Raw genomic sequence first — 16,320 nt, 5'->3', positions numbered from 1 at the left:
CGGGCGCTGACCGGGTCCCTCACCGTACTGACTCTGGCTGCTGTCGGAGCCCTGTCGTTCCACCTTGGCGGGGGCAGGGAATCGTGCTGGCGCATCAGCCATGTCGCCACGAGCGCGTCGCATGCCAGCCGAGAACGGTGGCTGCGCGCGAGGTGTCGAACCCGCCTCTGTGGTCTGGGAAGTCCCCGTGGCGAGTCGCGCCCGGGAGGTGGCGGGCCAGCAAGTCGCTCGTCGGAGTTTCTGAGAGCGTGTCGTCGCTTGCGATCACTACCGCTTCGTATCCGCGGTGCTCGGGTCGAGGCTGCAGGGCGAGCACGCATGCTCGAGCGGCGTCCTCGAGGTGGATCCAGCCCCACAGGCTCGCGGCGCCGTCGGCGTCGCTGCGGGTGCGGGCGACACGCTCGGCCTCGCCGGAAGTGAGGATCCAGTGCGGCCTCAGCGCCGTGACCGTCATTCCGCGTCGCGCGTACATCTCGCCCATGCGCTCAGTGAAGTCCTTCGTCAGCGCGTACGGGTCAACAAAGGCGAGCGGCGTCGACTCATTCACCGGGAGGGTCGAGAAGAGGAGCGGCTCAGGCGAGAATGACGTGCCGTAGATGGCGCCGCTCGAAACCAGCACAGCAGTGCTGATGCCCGCCTCCCACGCCTGCTTCAGCGCGTTGAAGCAGGCCATCGTGTTGTTGCGGACGAGTTCGCTGGGCTCGGTGTGCTCCGGGGAAGGGATCGCGGCGCAGTGGATGATCGCGGTCGCGCCTTGCATCGAACGTGCCACCTCGTCCGCGTCGGCCAGATCCACGGAGGATGGTCCTTGCAGATCAGCCTCCAGAACGCGGACGCCGGCCGCGCGCAACTGGCGGCACACCTCGCGCCCGAGCTTGCCCTGCGAACCACTCACCCACACCACCGCGGCTTCGGGCGCTGCGGCCGTCGATGATTGCGGGGTGGAGCGCCTCATGCGTCGACCTTAGGACGCGCCGGCTCACTTGGCCGGTCGCTCAGCGCGCGTCGTCGCTGAGGCTCCGGGACCACGCGACTTTGCGGTCGAGTTGACCCGTCTCAACGAAGAGAAGCACCTGGTGCGTGTCCGGCAGAGTCGCCGCGAGTTGCTCACGGTCGGCGCGGGTGAAGCCGAGGTTCTGCCAGAACGGCCCGGACCGTCGCGAGAACAGCCACGCGCGCGTAGCGCCGGCTTCGTGCGCTCGCTCCAAGGCAAACTTCGCAAGACGCGATCCCGCCCCAGCGGATCGGCGCTGCTGCGCCACCGCCACGCTTCGGATCAGGGCGTGCTTCCGATTTGCGCTTAGCTCGAATCCCGCGCTGCCGACGATCTCCCCACATTTGTCGCGCTCGATCCAGAGTTGGACAGTGGGGGCTTCGAGGCCTGCAAGTGTCAGATCGGCTTCACGAAGGAACGCGCGAATCTCCTCGAGATCGACATCCGATACTCGCTCGATCTTCACAAGCCAATTGTCGCCGCTCCGGTCGACCTGGGCCGCATCGCGTCGCTCGATGCGCGCTCCCTTGTCGGTCGGCTCGATAGAGCGCTCAGACCCAAATGGTCGTCGCCAGTCATCTCCCAGGTGCGCGCGGTACTCTGGGCGAGATAGGCGAACTTCTCATTCGTCTCGCCCCGGCTGTGTGGTAACAGTCGGGGCTTCTTCTTTGTGTGGACGGCTCGATTCATCCGAGTTGGCCTCGCGCCCTGTCCCGTGAGGTGTCCTCCTTCGAAGGAGGTTCGAGGCCGACGCTAGCTCGACGCCAACCGGAGAGCCCTAGCCGTGTAGTAGTCGACCGTCCCGTTGGCGTCCTCGACACCGAAGACCCACTTGCCGGACGGAGTTGCCCGGACGTCGATCACAGTGCCGCGTGCGCCCTGGGTGAAGACATCGTCCCGGGTTTGAACGCGTAGTCGGTCATGCGGCCGAGCATACGTGGATTCTGCCCCGTGCTCGTCGTGGGCGACATCAATCCCGCAGTGCTCCGGCCCGGCTCCAGCGTCACAGGCAAAGCGCGCAAAGCGTTCGAGTTGCAGGACCAGGGGCAGGAGATCGAGGTCATGACCGCGGACGACTTTCTGCGTTGCCTCGACGGAAGCACGTTGGAAGGGGGCCGAGGTACTTCCTACCGAAACGGAGCCTTCCGTTTGAGGCGATCGCTCGATCCATATCCGTGCAGTGCCCGTAGGCCGGTCCTCGGCGAGCGGCGTTTCAGGCTGGGTAGCTTGATCTCTCGGCGGATTGCGCAGGGACGGCGGTTTCTGCCAGATTGGCGAGCAGCTGGAGGCGCTCGTGGCTGGGGGTTCCGGGTTCGGCGGAGAAGACGATCATCTGGAGTCCGCGGTCGGACGCGAGGTCCATGGCTTGGAAGGTGAGGTCGAGATCGCCGACGACCGGATGGTGGATCAGTTTGAGGCCGGTGCGGTGCTCGCGGACGTCGTGGGCTCCCCAGAGCTTTCGGAACAGATCGCTTCGGGTTGAGAGCTCGCCGACAAGCCCCGTCAGTCGACGGTCGTAGGGGGAGCGGCCGGCCTCGGTGCGAAGGACAGCCACTATCTGACGTGTCTGCGCTTCCCATTCCCGGTAGAAGGACCGCGCCCTCGGGTCGAGGAAGATGAACCGGGCGGCGTTGGCCGGGTGCGGGCCGTCATCGAGCATCTCAGAGTAGAGCGCTCGCCCGAGCCGGTTGGTGGCGACGGCATCAAGACGGCCGTTCTGCACGTAAACGGGCACCGTCGACATCGCGTCGATCGTCTGCCTCGCACCGGGCGTGAGTTGCGACGTGCGGGTGGTCTTCGCTCGCCGTTGTGGGTGGGTGCCGGCATTCGCGGCGCGGATCAGGTCATACAGATGGGCGTGCTCGGCTTCGTCGAGCTGCAGGGCGCGGCTGACGCCGTCGATGACGGCTTCGGAAACCCCCGCGGCGTTGCCACGCTCCAGCCGCTTGTAGTACTCCGCGCTCATCCCGGCCACCAGTGCGACTTCTTCCCGGCGGAGTCCGGGCACCCGACGGCGGCCGCCGAAGTCCGGCAGCCCCACCTGCGACGGCGTGAGCTTGGCGCGCCGCGTGGTGAGGAAGTCGCTGATCGCGTCCGAGGCATCCATCTTTCGAAGTTACGCCGACTCGGGGCGCGTAGGGGGTTCCTGTCGGGGCACCCATAGACAGGGCCACGCTCACCCGGCGGAAGAAGCGTTGACTCGAACCATCAGCCGCAGAACGAACGGCGACATTCGAGAAAGGCACACACCACCCGTGAAGAACGCACACCTGGGATCCCTCGAGGTCTCTCGCATCGGCCTTGGTGCGATGACGATGGCCGGCACCTACACGACGGGTGGAGCGCTCGACAACGACGAGTCCGTCCGCACCATACACCGCGCCCTGGACCTCGGCGTCACCCACATCGATACCGCGGAGATCTATGGTCCGTACCTCAGCGAGCAGATCGTCGGCCAAGCACTTCGCGGACGACGCGACCAGGTGAAGATCGCCACCAAGTTCGGGCTCGTCTCACACTCCGGCGGCGGACCCGGTGTCACAGACAGCGCCCCGATGAACGTGAAAGCCGCGGTCGAAGGGTCCCTGCGCCGTCTCGGTACCGACCACATCGACCTGTACTACCAGCACCGCGTCGACTCGAACATGCCCATCGAAGACACCGCAGGTGCCGTCGCTGACCTGATCGCCGAAGGCAAAGTGCTCCACTTCGGACTGTCCGAAGCATCCGCACAGACCATTCGCCGGGCGCACGCCGTACAGCCCGTTTCCGCCCTCCAGACCGAGTACTCGCTGTGGACCCGCGACGTGGAAGCTGAGATCCTTCCTCTGCTGCGCGAGCTCGGCATCGGGTTCGTTCCCTATTCACCCCTCGGTCACGGGCTGCTCACCGGGCAAATCCGCTCCGCTGCCGACATCCCCGACGACGACTGGCGCAAGACCAACCCCCGGTTCGTGGGCGAGAACTTCACCCGCAACCTCCGCCTCGTCGACGAGGTCCGTGCCATCGGTGCCGAGATCGGAGCCACCCCGGCACAGACCGCGCTGGCGTGGATCCTCACCCGAGGAGACGACATCGCCCCAATCCCCGGCACGCGGCGAGTCGCGCGTGTGGAGGAGAACACCGCAGCCGACGCCCTCGAGCTGACTCAGGAGCAGGCCGATCGCCTCAGCGCGCTCGAACCCGCCGCCGGTGAACGACACGACCAAGCCAACATGGCCTCGATCGACCGGTGATCGGGGCAGACCGCCGCAGCTCGGGCTGGGTTCGTCAACGAGCGTCTGGAGGGGTTGCTCGGCCTACCGTGACGCCGCACTTTGGACGGATGCTCGCCCCGGGCAAGGTGCGATCGCAACCCGGTCCATCAGTGAGCTGGCCTAGGCCGGAGCCGCCGTGCCGGTCAGCTCGAGCCTCACCAGGGGGTGCCGCGCAGGTCGATTTCGCCGGCCGGCCAATCGCGTCCCCGGATGGGGAAGATCAGCAGTGGACCGTCGGACGACACCACCGTCGACCGCGGATCCTGCATCGATGTGTGACGCTCGACGGCTCGCACTCGTTGCCACCCGGCGCTCTCGTAGAACGGAATGACTCCCTCTCGGCAACCGAGGTAGCCGAACTGTATTCGCTCGTCCTCCCACATCGCTTCCTGCGCGCGACGCATGAGGCGCCGACCAAGCCCGCTGCCGCGCGCAACCTCGTCTACCAAGACGCCGCCTGTGCCGGCGACCGTGACTTCCGCTTCCCCGACGGTGAGCGTCCGGGTCTGAAACCCGACGTGGCCCACCAGCGCAGAGCCCACGAAGGCGAGGATGTGCACGCTGGCAGGCGAGTATCCGTAGGGCCGATCCGGATCCCACCCTCCGTACTCTGCGAGGTACTCCCGGTCGAACAACCCCCGCAGAGCGGAGAGTTGTGAGGCGGTCAGTGCGCCATGCGACACGACGCGGAATTCCTCAGGCATCGGGCAAGCCTAAACGGGCGGTACCTGCCGAGACACAGCCCACTCACGTCTTTCGCGCCACCGCAGCCGCACCGATCAACCCACCCGCAGATGCCAGCAGCACGAGAGCTCCGGCGATCATTGCGATCTCAACGGCCATCGGCAACTCCAACGCCACCGACAGGACGCAGAGAACAACGGCGGCGCGGGGCTCCGGCGGATCAAAGCTGCAGCCGTCGCTGGTCCGGATGACGCTCCGTCCACGGTGTTCTGCCAAGTTCCCGGACTTCCTCCGGCACGCTTCGCAAGCGGGGCGGTGATCGATGTCGCGCCGCCTTCTCTCGAGGTGATTCCCAGACGCGGATGCCGCGGCTCTCGCTTGCCGCGGCATCCGCTGCCCTGCGCTCGGGAGGGGCGGTCAGGCCCCAGAGATCCAGACGGTCGCCTCGCCCGGGAGCTCGCGACCCTCGACGTGGTGGCTCGAGAGCGACATCGCGCCTCCGTCGGGCAGATCGTACGGTGTCTCACCGAAGTTGGTGAAGACCGTCCACCCGTTCGGACGGCGGAAAGCCAGCACGTCCTCGCGACCGGTGTCGATCCACTCCAGCGATTCGCCGGTCTGCAGCAGCCGGCGCAGCGCGAGGGCTTGGCGGTAGAGCGCGAGCGTCGAGCGCGGGTCGTCCTCCTCTACCGACACCGCGAGATCCGCGAACCACTCGGGTTGCGGCAGGTGGGCGCCGCCGTCGCCGAAACCGAGGGAGGACCCCGAAGCCGACCACGGCAGCGGAACGCGGCATCCGTCCCGTCCGATGTCCTCGCCGGGGCTGCGGAAGAAGGTCGGGTCCTGGCGCTGGGAGTCGGGGATCGCGGCCACTTCGTGCAGGCCCAGTTCTTCGCCCTGGTAGACATACGCCGAACCCGGCAGGCCCAGCACGAAGAGCGTCGCGGCGCGGGCGCGGCGCAGTCCGCGCTCGGTGTCGAGCACGGGCGACGTACCGCCCGACAGCAGCCACTCGTTGCCGTGCTTGCGCGTGGGGCGTCCCTTGTCGTCGCGCTCGACGTCGGGCAGTCCGTAACGCGTCGCATGACGCACCACGTCGTGGTTCGACAGCACCCACGTGGTCGACGAGCCCGACTTCCCGGCGAGCGCGAGGTTGTCCCCGACGATCCGGCGGAACTGCGCGGCGTCGAAGTCTGCCTCGAGCAAGTCGAAGTTGAAGGCCTGGCCCAGGCTCTCGGCGCGCGCGTACAGCGGGATGCGGGAAGGCTCGACCCACGCCTCGGCCACGGCGGTGCGCGGCGGGTCGTAGGAGTCGAACACCTCGCGCCACTCCGCGTACACCTCGTGCACATCGTCGCGGTCGATCATCGGGTGGTTGCCGTCGCGAGGCATCGCGTCGAGCTCGGCCTGCGAGGGGAGGGGATCGACGAAATCCTTTGTGAGCATGTGCGCCACGTCGATGCGGAAGCCGTCGACACCCCGGTCCGACCAGAAACGCAGCGTCTTCACGAAGTCGGCGCGCACCTCCGGGTTCGACCAGTCGAGGTCGGGCTGCTCGACCGCGAAGTTGTGGAAGTACCACTGCCCGTCGGCCACGCGCTCCCAGGCCGAGCCGCCGAACACCGACACCCAGTCAGCGGGCGGCTCGGAGCCCTCCGGCCCGGATCCGTCGCGGAAGATGTACCGTGCGCGAGCGGCCGAGCCTCGGCCGGCCGCGAGTGCCTCCTGGAACCATTCGTGCTGATCCGACGTGTGGTTCGGCACGATGTCGACCACCACCTTGATGCCCGCGCCGTGCAGCGCCCTGAGCATCTCATCGAAGTCCTCGAGCGTGCCCAGGCGAGGGTCGACGTCGCGGTAGTCGGCGACGTCGTAGCCGCCGTCAGCCAGCGCCGACGGATAGAACGGGCTCAGCCAGACCGCGTCGATCCCCAGCTCTTTCAGGTAGGGCACGCGCGAGGTGACGCCTCGGATGTCGCCGATGCCGTCGCCGTCGGCATCCGCGAAGCTCCGCGGATACACCTGGTAGACGACCGCCTGACGCCACCAATCGGGGGTCGTGAGGTCATTCAGCTTTGCGGTCAGCGGTGCGGAGTGCACAGTCGTCACGGAGACGCGTTTCCTTTCGAGGTGATTCTTCGGTGGGAGAGTGGGATGCCGCGGCCTCAGCCCTTGACGGCTCCCTGGGTCACGCCTTCCATGACCCATCGCTGGGTGAACAGATAGACGATGATCGCGGGCGCCATCGCCATGAGGTACGAGGCGAACGACACGTTGTAGTTGTTGCTGAACTGGGTCTGGAAGATGTTCTGGACGACCGGAAGCGTCTGCGATGCCGGGTCCGAGATGATGAGCGACGGCATCATGAAGTCATTCCACGATGCCAGGAATGCGAAGATCCCGACAGTGGCACTCATCGGCGCGAGCAACGGGAAGATGAGCCGCCAGAACGTCTGCCACGTCGTGGCGCCGTCGATGCGGGCGGCCTCTTCGAGCTCACCGGGGATCGACCGCAGGAACGCTGTGAACAGCAGGATGCTGAAGCTCAGCTGGAACATGATGTGCAGGATCGTCACGCCCACGGGATTGTCGAGCCCGGCGAGTCCCGTCAACTGGATCTGGGGGAGCGCCACCACCGGGAACGGCAGGAACATCGCCGCAAGCAGGTAGTAGAACGAGTAGCGGAAGAGCTTGCGATCCCAGTTGCGCGAGATGGCGAACGACGCCAGCGCGGCCAGGATGATCGTGCCGGCGACGGTGAACGCCGTCACGAGGAGCGAGATGGTGAACGCCCGTGGGAAGTCGGTCAGCTCCCAGGCGGCGACGAACCCTTCGATGCTCCACGGCGCCGGAAGCGAGAACGCGTTGCCGTCGACGGCCTGACCCTGCGTCTTGAACGCCATAGTGATCGTGACGTACAGCGGGATCAGGACCGTGAAGGCGCAGAGGATCAGCACGATCGTGCCGGACCAGTTCACGCGCTCCATCGCGAAGCGCGAGCGGGCGGGTTTGCGGACGGCGTCGCCGTCGAGCACGCGTTCGGCGTTGATGTCCTCGACGGCGAGGGCTGCTTGCGTGGTCATCAGAACACGTTCCTTCCGCGAGTGAGACGGAGTTGGAGGAGGGAGAGGATCAGCGCGATGACGAAGAAGATCGTGGCGTTGGCCATCTGGTAGGCGTAGTCGCCACCCGAGAAGCCGGTGAAGATCGTCATCGCGATGCTGCGGGTGGCGGTGCCGGGGCCGCCGTTGGTGAGGCCGACGATGATGTCGTACGCGTTCAGGAAGTTCTTGAAGCCGAGGATGACGTTGATCACGACGTACCCCGCGACCAGTGGCAGCGTGATCCGCAGGAGCTGCTGCATCTTGCCGGCGCCGTCGATGTCGGCCGCTTCGTACACGTCGCCCGGGATGGACAGGAGGCCGGCGATGTAGATGAGGAGCGTGCCGGGGATCGCCTGCCACGCCGTGACGATCACGATGGCGATCCACGCGAGATCCGGATTCGCGAGGATGCTCTCGCTGAGCCATGGGATGCCCCACGCCTGCCCGAGCCCGGGCAGGGAGTTCGAGAACAGGAAGTTGAAGACGTAGGCGATGATGATGCCCGAGATCACCATCGGGATGACGAAGATCGCTCGCAGCCCGGCCTTCAGCCGCACGCGCGAGACGAGCCCGACCGCGAGCAGGAACGCCAGCACGTTCACGACGATGACGGTGACAGCAGCGAAGCCGAAGGTGAACAGATAGCTCTGCAGGATCGCCGGGTCGGTGAAGACGGCCACGTAGTTGATGAGCCCGACGAACTCCCAGTCGCCGAACCCGATCGAGTCGGTGAAGCTGAAGAAGATGCCGATGACCGCCGGGATCGTGATGGCGAGTGTGAACAGGATGAGGGCGGGGAGCAGGAAGAGGTAGTAGACCCCTTCGACGCGTCGGCGCGTGCGCGGCATCGTCGCCGCGCCGGAGCGCCTGCCCGCCTTGGGCACCGTGAGGGTGGCCGTGGTGGTTGCCATGAGTGCGTTCCCTTCGTGTCTGCTATTGGCGCAGTGCCAGCCGAGCCCAGTCGGCGTCGAGGGTGCGCAGTGTGCTCTCGATGTCGGACCCGGTCACGATGCCCTGCATGTAGTTGTCGGTGGGGATGGTCAGCGGGATCGCCTTCGAGGCGCCCTGGTAGAACTTCGCGGAGTCGTAGTACTCCTTCATGCCGAGGATGCGCTCGTCGGTGACCGGTGCAGAGTCGGTGGTGGTGCCGTAGCCGAGGAACGCGGCGTTGTACTCGTCCATCACGTCCTTGCGGAACAGGTAGCTCAGGAAGTCGCGCGCACCCTCCTTCTGATCGGATGCCTCGGGGATCCACGCGGCGAGGTCGATGTTGACCCGCACCTTGTTGTCATCGGGGTCGTCGGTCATCGGCAGCGGGAACGTGCCGAGGTCGAGGTCGGGGTTCGTCTTGTCGATCTCGCCGAACGCCCACGGCCCCTGGAGGTACATCGCCGCCTCGCCCTTCGCGAAGGCGAGGTTGCCGTCGCCGTAGCCCCGGCTCGCGGCATCCGCGTTCGTGTACTCGCTCGTGAGCTGCGTCATCCGCTCGACGGGGTCGGCGAGGGTCTTCTCGAACGACACCGGCGAGTCCGGGCCGACCTCGGTGCCGAGCTCGTTCATCTCGTCGTAGAACGAGGCGACGTCGACCTCACCGCCGACGGCGTAGTCGAACCATCCCTGCCCGACGGTCCACGGGTCCTTGAAGGTGGCGTAGAACGGCGTGATGCCCGCCGCCTTCAGCGCGTCGCAGACCTCGACGAGCTCGTCCCACGTGGTGGGGACCTCGAGACCCTGTTCGTCGAAGATCTGCTTGTTGTAGATGACGGACGCCGCCATCACCGAGTACGGCAGCACGCTCGTGCGCCCAGGGTAGGTGGCGTACTGGTCGACCAGATCCTGCACCTCGGGGAGGATGCGGTCGGCCTCGGGCATGTCGCTCAGGTCGCTGAGGGCGCCGCGTTCCATGAAGCGCGCCATCTCCATGTTGTAGTTGAGCAGACCGAGGTCCGGCGGGTTGCCGCGCAGGAAGCCCGCCTGCAGGTTCGAAGAGGTGTCGAAGACGACCTCGACCTCGTCTTGGCTCGCGTTGTACTCCTTGATGAGATCGCGGAAGTAGGGGATCGCCTCCGGCTTGCTGAGATGGAACCTCACCTCGGCCGGGCCGGTCGATGCGCCGGAGCACGCGACCAGGGAGGTGCCGAGGATCGCGATGACGGCGCCCGCCGCGCTCGCGCGGCGGAGGAAGACGGATGCTGCAGGCACGTCGTTGTCCTTTTTCCGTGGGTTGTGGGTCTCGTTGGTTCGAAGAGTAGATTTACTCGTCGAATCAACTGGATATGGACCATAATGCTGAGGAACGCGTGAAAGGTCAAGACCTCGATGTCACAATCGCTGCTCACCCCGACGGCACTGCGTCGCGCGAGCCTGGACGCTGTCCTCGGCTTCGCCTGGGACGCCGACGCACTGACAGCCTCGGACGTGATCGGACACGTCGGGCTCACGCGGTCGACCGCCATCGACGTCGTCGATGAACTCGTCGAGCGCGGGCTGCTCGCCGAGCTGCCGAACGCCCGTGCGGTGGGGGAGTACCAGAAGGGGCGACCGGCTCGGCGGTTCGCGTTCCGCGAGGACAGCGGATACGTGGTCGGGCTGGACGCCGGTCGCGCCCACCTCACGGCGACCGTCGCGGATCTGCGCGGCGCCGCGCGGGCGGTGCGCCATCTGGCAGCCGATGCGTCTCACGATTCACCCGAAGACCGGCGTCGCGACGCCGCGCGTGTGGTCGATGATGCGCTGGCGGCGGCCGGGATCACGCGAACCGACGTCGTTGCGCTGTGCGTCGGTGTTCCGGCGCCCGTGGACCGGAACGGGGCGTCGCCTCCTCACCGGGATGACTTCTGGCGTCGGATGAACCCGTCGTTCGGCGACCTCTTCGGCGAATGGGCGCCGATCGTGCGGGTCGAGAACGATGCGTCGCTGGCGGCGGTGGCGGAGCGGGCGGTCGGCGCGGCCGTCGGCTGCGACGACTTCGTGACGCTTCTCGCAGGAGAGCGCCTCGGCGCTGGCGTGTGGGTCGACGGGACTCCGCTCCGTGGTGCGCATGGCGGCGCCGCCGAGATGGTCGCCTTCGACCACGTCGCGGGCGTCGAAGGGGCGTGGGGGCTCGGCTACCGGGTGGCCGAGCTGGCACGTCGTGCGCTGGCGGAGGCATCGCTGCCATCGTCAAGTGCGCTGTGGGGACTGGACTCCGCCCAGATCGACGCCAAGACCGTGCTCGCGCTCGCCTCCGAAGGCGACACGGGTGCGGTGCTCGTCGCGCGGCAGGTGGGAGAGACGCTCGCCGTCATCGCCGGAGTCCTGGGGAGCCTCTTCGATTCCCGACGGATCATCGTGTCGGGCGCCGTCGCCGCCGGCGCAGGGCCGGTGATCGACGCGGCGCTCGACGCGCTGCCGCAGGAGCTGGACCTGCCCGCGCCCGAGATCGTCGCGTCCGACCTGGGCGCCGACATCGTGTCGGTCGGAGCTGTGCGCGCCGCCGTCGAGGCGGCGCGCGGGGGTGCGCTGGATCTGCCCCGGTTCGTGGCGGCCAGCTGACGCTCCAGAGCGCTCGCGCGCAGGCGCGGGTCGGTGATCTCGGGCGCCTCGCCCGTCACCGTATGCGCGGGCAGTCAGTGGCCCACCGACTGGAAGTAGTGCGCTGCCCCGTACTGCGCCACGTTGACGCCCAGGCGCTGGCCCTCGACGTCCGCGTAGCGGAAGTGCAGGCCGGCCCAGATGCGCGCATCGATGAGTTCGCTGAGCGGCTGCGAGAACGTGTCGAATGTGCGAACCCGCTGCGCACCGGCGGGCAGCGCCGCTGACGTGCTCGTCATGTGGAAGCCCCCCGCGACGACATCGCCGAAGAACATGCGAAGGACAGCCGCATGCGCGCCGTCGTTGCAGTTGTGTCCGGACGGGTGATCCGGGTACGGGGCCGTGAGGAGTGCCGTCCAGCCTGGTTCGGCGGTCGTCCCACCGTTGCCATCTTCGTCCGCCCGCGGGATCGCGTTCCACGGCCGCCAGAAGTCGTAGTAGTACTTGTCCGCCCAGCACGTGATCAGGGCATCGGCACCGCTCAGGTTCTGCATCGCGAGAAGCCGTGCGGAATCGGCGGCGCTGAGCTCGTTGGCGACGATCAGCTGCCGCGCGACTTCGTTCCATGCGAGGATCGGCGCCCACTGCCACCACTGTGCGACGTAGGTCTGGGCTTCCGTCCGGCTGGACCCAGTCGCCCTGCCGATCATCTGCACCTCGTTGAGCTCGGCCGCGTATTCCGGGCTGTCGAGCGCGAGCGGCGGTGCCGAGCGGAACTGGGTCGCGCTCTCGACGAGGAACGGCTCGACACCGCCCACCCACGGTGTCGGGTCGAGGATCTCCTGCCCCATCGCGTTGAGCAGCGGGGACCAGTGCCCCGCTCGAGGGTCGCGCACCCACTGCGACGGACCGAATCGCCCGTCGCCCTGTCGGGCCTGCAGCATCGCGTCCGCCGCTGCGTGGCCGGCGGCGATGCCCTGCTTCTTGAACGAGCTCTCGGCGATGGCGTCGACCGACGCCGCGTACTGCGCGTCCAGCGTCGTCAGGAGGCCGCCCCTGCCGGGGAACGGCGCGATCTCCGGCGCCGTCGAGACGAGTGCGTGGACCACGTCGTACGCCGCCGTGGCGACCGCCGCCTCGATCGACGCTTTCGCCCCGAACCTCTGCTTGAGGACGTACGGCTGGTACTGCTTCGGGCCGATCGCGGTCACCGCGTCGTACACGGCACCCTGTGTCATGGCCATGTTGATCTGATACGCAGGCGGCGCGCCGCCGTTCGGCCCGGGGACGGCGGCGAGCGTGTTCGCCGCCACCTCATTCCAATGGACGACGGCGGTGGCGTTCGTGGCTGTCGGCGGTGCGGCCGAGGCCCCCGCGGCTCCGAGTGAGACCGACGCGATGAGTGCCGCCGCAATGATGGCGATGGATCGACGAGTATTCATGATCAACCTCACAAGTGGGGATCTGAGGCACAGGCTCGGAGAGCCTGCCTCACTGTCCCACCGCGCCGCGCCTGCGTCGATTGGGCATAGCCCTTAGGGAGAAACGGCGGGCTCCTCCTACGCCGGGCACTCCGGTCCGCGCGGGTAGCCGCCTCCCTGGTCGGGGCACACGCCGACGGTGAGCAGGTATGACTCGAGGAGGTGCCGACTGCCGCCGGCCACGGCGACCATCGGGTTCTCCGAAAGCCACACGGCGTAGACCACCGGCGACGTGAACCGCCCGCCCGACAGGAACGCGGCAGTGCCCTCTCTGAAGGGCACGAGCAGCGCCGGGTGGCAGTCCCATCGCTCGATGCAGAGGCGCTCGGCGCGATCGGCGATGTCCGAGCAGGGCGACAGCCCGGCCGCTTCGCAGTACTGCGTCGCCCATGCCACCAGGCGATGCGACCCGGCGCCGGGCCGAAGGCCGAATCCGATCGGGTCGATCGTGACGAGGGCCGAGCCCGTGGGATCCGACCGAGGAGGTGTCGCCTCCTCGTCGGGCGGAGGCGCCGAGACCGCGCGTGCGGGAATCGGCACGGGTGGACTCGCGGGAGAGGGTGCGCTGCAGCCTGCCAGAAGCAGTACCGCCCCCAGCAACACGACCCATCGACCCCAGGCGAGCACGGGCATCTCCCTCTGTGCGTGACGGTAGACCCGCCGTCCCGTGCGCACAAGATGATCGATACCGTTCCGGTACCGCATCGCGGACAGCATCCGTCCTGATCACGCGAGATGATCGTCCGGTCAGGCCGCCTGACGCCAGAAGGAGGACCGAGCAATGTCCAGAGTCGTGTGGTTCGACATCCCCGTCACCGATATGACACGAGCCATCGCGTTCTATGAGGCGCTCACCGAAGAGAAGCTCATCCGGCTTCCGGTCGGGCCCGACAAGGAGACCGCCATCTTCGCCGCGGCGGACGGTGGCGCGGCGGGATGCCTGTTCGCCGCCCCGGAAGACGAGCCGTCGCACGTCGGCTCGCGCGTCTACTTCGACGCGAGCCCCTCGATCGATGAGTGGCTGGCGCGGGTCGAGCCGGCGGGCGGAGGCATCCTCGTGCCAAAGACCGAGATCATGGGCGGTCGCGGCGTCTACGCCTACATCGAGGACAGCGAGGGCAACAGGATCGGGCTCAACGCGCCGGCGTGAGCCGGAGCCGCCTTCGCGGGCATCAGCCGGGTCAGCGCAGCGTGCCGGCGCTGAGAGGATTGGCTGATGACCGCAACACTCGTGGCGCGCGGCGTGGCCGGCGGATACGGCCACCGCACACTTTTCGACTCGCTCGACCTGACCGTCGCGCCCGGCGACGTCGTCGGCGTGGTCGGCGCCAATGGAGCCGGCAAGTCGACCCTGCTTCGCCTGCTCGCCGGCATCGACGAGCCGCAGGCCGGCACTGTCTCGCTCTCACCCGCCGACGCCTTCGTCGGCTGGCTTCCGCAGGAGCACGAACGCGTCGAGGGCGAGACTGTCGCCGAGTACATCTCTCGTCGAACGGGGTGCACGCAGGCGACGAGAGACATGGATGCTGCGGCCGCCGCGCTCGGCGACCCCGGGCTCGCTGCGCACGGCGTCGATCCCGCCGACATGTACTCGACCGCACTCGACCGCTGGCTGGCCAGTGGTGCCGCCGACCTCGAGGAGCGGCTGCCCGCCGTTCTCGCCGATCTGGGACTCGATCTCGGTGGCACGCCTGCGGATCGGGCGACGATGACCGGGCTGTCGGGCGGGCAGGCCGCTCGCGTCGGGCTCGCGGCGCTGCTGCTCTCGAGATTCGACATCGCACTGCTCGACGAGCCCACCAACGACCTGGACCTCGATGGTCTCGAGCGGCTCGAGGCCTTCGTACGCGGCATCCGTGGCGGTGTCGTGCTGGTCAGTCACGATCGTGAGTTCCTGGCCCGCTGCGTGACGCGCGTGCTCGAGCTCGACCTGGCTCAGCATTCGAACCGCGTCTACGGCGGTGGTTACGATGCGTATCTCGAGGAGCGCGCGACGCTTCGCCGGCATGCGCGGGAGAAGTACGACGAGTTCGCCGAGAAGAAGGCCGATCTCGTGGCCCGGGCGCGCACGCAGCGGGAATGGTCGAGCCAAGGCGTCCGCAACGCGATGAAGAAGTCGCCCGACAACGACAAGATCCGCCGCAAGGCCAACAGCGAGTCGAGTGAGAAGCAGGCGCAGAAGGTCCGCCAGATGGAGAGCCGGATCGCGCGGCTGGAAGAGGTCGAGGAGCCGCGCAAAGAATGGCAGCTCGAGTTCACGATCGGCGCCGCGCCACGCTCGAGCACGGTCGTCTCGACATTGAGCTCGGCGGTGTTCGAGCAGGGCTCGTTCACGCTCGGGCCGGTGTCGCTGCAGGTGAACGCGGGAGAGCGGATCGGCATCACGGGGCACAACGGCGCAGGCAAGTCCACGCTGCTGCGGGCTCTGCTCGGCCGGCAGGCGCCGAACGCGGGCACGGCGAGCGTCGGCGCGAACGTCGAGATCGGCGAGATCGACCAGGCGCGGTCGCTGTTGGTGGGGTCACAGCCGCTCGCGGCGGCATTCGGCGAGCTCGTGCCGGACATGGAGTCCGGCGAGGTGCGGACCCTGCTCGCCAAATTCGGTCTGAAAGCGGATCACGTCGGCCGACCGGTCGACGAGCTCTCGCCGGGCGAACGCACGAGGGCCGCCCTGGCGCTTCTGCAGGCTCGCGGCGTCAACGTGCTGGTGCTCGACGAGCCGACCAACCACCTCGATCTGCCCGCGATCGAGCAGCTCGAGCAGGCGCTCGACTCGTATCAGGGGACGCTGCTGCTGGTGACGCACGATCGGCGGATGCTCGACGCCGTCCACCTCGACCGTCACTGGCGCGTCGACGCCGGGCGCGTCATCGAGCTGTAGTCGCGGCCCGCTAACGCCCCTGGCGCTTCTTGTACGGCTTCGGCTGGCCTTTCACGATGGGCGCTCGGCCTTTGCCCTTGGAGGCCTTCGCCTTGCCGCCTGCGGAAGCCTTCGGTGCCGTGACGGGAGCCGGGGCTCGGGCGATCCGATTCCTGGCCTCTTCGAGCAGGAGCACGCCCGCCGGGGTCAGTGACCAGCTCGGCTTGCTGCGGGTGAAGAGCGGATGCCCGACCTCTGCTTCGAGCTTGTCGATCGTCGAGTACAGCGACGCCAAGGGGACCCCGAGCGCATCGGCGGCGCGCGGAACATGCAGTTCCTGGTCGACGATGGTGACGAACCGCTGCAGCTCACTGATCTTCACTGGCGACCTTCCGTGCACCGAGGGACAGGTCAAGTCTGCCCCAGC

15 protein-coding genes are annotated in these 16,320 nt (G+C 67.7%); 4 read left to right on the top strand and 11 right to left on the bottom strand.

Annotation, left to right across the window (positions count from 1 at the left end; translation table 11 throughout):
- Positions 1–94 precede the first annotated feature (94 nt).
- From ASF40_RS08060 to ASF40_RS08050, 3 genes are all read right to left on the bottom strand, one after another.
- Positions 95–955: an NAD-dependent epimerase/dehydratase family protein gene (locus tag ASF40_RS08060; protein WP_082496926.1), complete on the bottom strand. Its 861-nt coding sequence runs from the start codon at positions 953–955 to the stop codon at positions 95–97.
- Positions 956–995: 40 nt separating this feature from the next.
- Positions 996–1,460 (bottom strand): GNAT family N-acetyltransferase, encoded by a 465-nt coding sequence (locus ASF40_RS08055; RefSeq protein WP_056367761.1) that lies wholly within the window; start codon positions 1,458–1,460, stop codon positions 996–998.
- Positions 1,461–2,207: 747 nt separating this feature from the next.
- The gene (locus ASF40_RS08050) at positions 2,208–3,101 is read right to left on the bottom strand and encodes a helix-turn-helix transcriptional regulator (RefSeq protein WP_056367758.1); all 894 of its coding nucleotides are present in this window, start codon (positions 3,099–3,101) and stop codon (positions 2,208–2,210) included.
- 148 nt (positions 3,102–3,249) lie between these two features.
- On the opposite strand from ASF40_RS08050, the gene ASF40_RS08045 reads away from it, so the two are divergent.
- A complete protein-coding gene (locus ASF40_RS08045) occupies positions 3,250–4,230 on the top strand; it encodes an aldo/keto reductase (protein WP_056367757.1) in 981 nt (326 codons plus the stop codon).
- A gap of 176 nt (positions 4,231–4,406) precedes the next feature.
- Here ASF40_RS08045 and ASF40_RS08040 read toward each other — a convergent pair whose 3' ends face one another.
- The 5 genes from ASF40_RS08040 to ASF40_RS08020 all read right to left on the bottom strand — a co-directional run bounded on the left by ASF40_RS08040 (position 4,407) and on the right by ASF40_RS08020 (position 10,241).
- A complete protein-coding gene (locus ASF40_RS08040; protein ID WP_056367754.1) occupies positions 4,407–4,955 on the bottom strand; it encodes a GNAT family N-acetyltransferase in 549 nt (182 codons plus the stop codon).
- A gap of 397 nt (positions 4,956–5,352) precedes the next feature.
- Positions 5,353–7,035, bottom strand: coding sequence for a glycoside hydrolase family 13 protein (locus tag ASF40_RS08035; protein WP_396822989.1), 1,683 nt, complete (start codon positions 7,033–7,035; stop codon positions 5,353–5,355).
- 65 nt (positions 7,036–7,100) lie between these two features.
- Positions 7,101–7,922: a carbohydrate ABC transporter permease gene (locus ASF40_RS08030; protein ID WP_056368349.1), complete on the bottom strand. Its 822-nt coding sequence runs from the start codon at positions 7,920–7,922 to the stop codon at positions 7,101–7,103.
- Positions 7,923–8,017: 95 nt separating this feature from the next.
- Complete coding sequence (locus tag ASF40_RS08025) at positions 8,018–8,950, bottom strand: carbohydrate ABC transporter permease (RefSeq protein ID WP_056367750.1); 933 nt, start codon at positions 8,948–8,950, stop codon at positions 8,018–8,020.
- A gap of 22 nt (positions 8,951–8,972) precedes the next feature.
- Complete coding sequence (locus tag ASF40_RS08020; RefSeq protein ID WP_056367748.1) at positions 8,973–10,241, bottom strand: ABC transporter substrate-binding protein; 1,269 nt, start codon at positions 10,239–10,241, stop codon at positions 8,973–8,975.
- 117 nt (positions 10,242–10,358) lie between these two features.
- Here ASF40_RS08020 and ASF40_RS08015 point away from each other — a divergent pair, with 117 nt between their 5' ends.
- A complete protein-coding gene (locus tag ASF40_RS08015) occupies positions 10,359–11,573 on the top strand; it encodes an ROK family protein (protein WP_056367747.1) in 1,215 nt (404 codons plus the stop codon).
- A gap of 74 nt (positions 11,574–11,647) precedes the next feature.
- On the opposite strand, the gene ASF40_RS08010 is transcribed toward ASF40_RS08015, so the two are convergent.
- Both ASF40_RS08010 and ASF40_RS08005 read right to left on the bottom strand, forming a co-directional pair.
- Positions 11,648–12,994, bottom strand: coding sequence for a vanadium-dependent haloperoxidase (locus ASF40_RS08010; RefSeq protein WP_157549525.1), 1,347 nt, complete (start codon positions 12,992–12,994; stop codon positions 11,648–11,650).
- 117 nt (positions 12,995–13,111) lie between these two features.
- Positions 13,112–13,573 (bottom strand): hypothetical protein, encoded by a 462-nt coding sequence (locus ASF40_RS08005; protein WP_056367743.1) that lies wholly within the window; start codon positions 13,571–13,573, stop codon positions 13,112–13,114.
- A 241-nt stretch (positions 13,574–13,814) separates the two neighbouring features.
- On the opposite strand from ASF40_RS08005, the gene ASF40_RS08000 reads away from it, so the two are divergent.
- On the top strand, positions 13,815–14,183 hold the full coding sequence (locus ASF40_RS08000; protein WP_082496922.1) for a VOC family protein: 369 nt from the start codon (positions 13,815–13,817) through the stop codon (positions 14,181–14,183).
- Positions 14,184–14,249: 66 nt separating this feature from the next.
- Entirely contained in the window at positions 14,250–15,914 is a 1,665-nt protein-coding gene (locus ASF40_RS07995) for an ABC-F family ATP-binding cassette domain-containing protein (protein WP_056367739.1), read from the top strand.
- Positions 15,915–15,924: 10 nt separating this feature from the next.
- Here ASF40_RS07995 and ASF40_RS07990 read toward each other — a convergent pair whose 3' ends face one another.
- Complete coding sequence (locus tag ASF40_RS07990; RefSeq protein ID WP_056367736.1) at positions 15,925–16,275, bottom strand: LysR family transcriptional regulator; 351 nt, start codon at positions 16,273–16,275, stop codon at positions 15,925–15,927.
- Positions 16,276–16,320: the final 45 nt, after the last annotated feature.

Origin of the sequence: Microbacterium sp. Leaf288, assembly GCF_001422925.1 — a bacterium.
Classification (GTDB): domain Bacteria; phylum Actinomycetota; class Actinomycetes; order Actinomycetales; family Microbacteriaceae; genus Microbacterium.
This window is presented reverse-complemented; position numbering and strand designations above follow the sequence as displayed.

Bases quoted from the DNA above. Each gene is read 5' to 3' on its own strand.
- ASF40_RS08060 (WP_082496926.1), bottom strand. From the start codon at position 955: ATGAGGCGCTCCACCCCGCAATCATCGACGGCCGCAGCGCCCGAAGCC.
- ASF40_RS08050 (WP_056367758.1), bottom strand. From the start codon at position 3,101: ATGGATGCCTCGGACGCGATCAGCGACTTCCTCACCACGCGGCGCGCC.
- ASF40_RS08040 (WP_056367754.1), bottom strand. From the start codon at position 4,955: ATGCCTGAGGAATTCCGCGTCGTGTCGCATGGCGCACTGACCGCCTCA.
- ASF40_RS08030 (WP_056368349.1), bottom strand. From the start codon at position 7,922: ATGGAGCGCGTGAACTGGTCCGGCACGATCGTGCTGATCCTCTGCGCC.
- ASF40_RS08025 (WP_056367750.1), bottom strand. From the start codon at position 8,950: ATGGCAACCACCACGGCCACCCTCACGGTGCCCAAGGCGGGCAGGCGC.
- ASF40_RS08015 (WP_056367747.1), top strand. From the start codon at position 10,359: ATGTCACAATCGCTGCTCACCCCGACGGCACTGCGTCGCGCGAGCCTG.
- ASF40_RS08010 (WP_157549525.1), bottom strand. From the start codon at position 12,994: ATGAATACTCGTCGATCCATCGCCATCATTGCGGCGGCACTCATCGCG.
- ASF40_RS08000 (WP_082496922.1), top strand. From the start codon at position 13,815: ATGTCCAGAGTCGTGTGGTTCGACATCCCCGTCACCGATATGACACGA.
- ASF40_RS07995 (WP_056367739.1), top strand. From the start codon at position 14,250: ATGACCGCAACACTCGTGGCGCGCGGCGTGGCCGGCGGATACGGCCAC.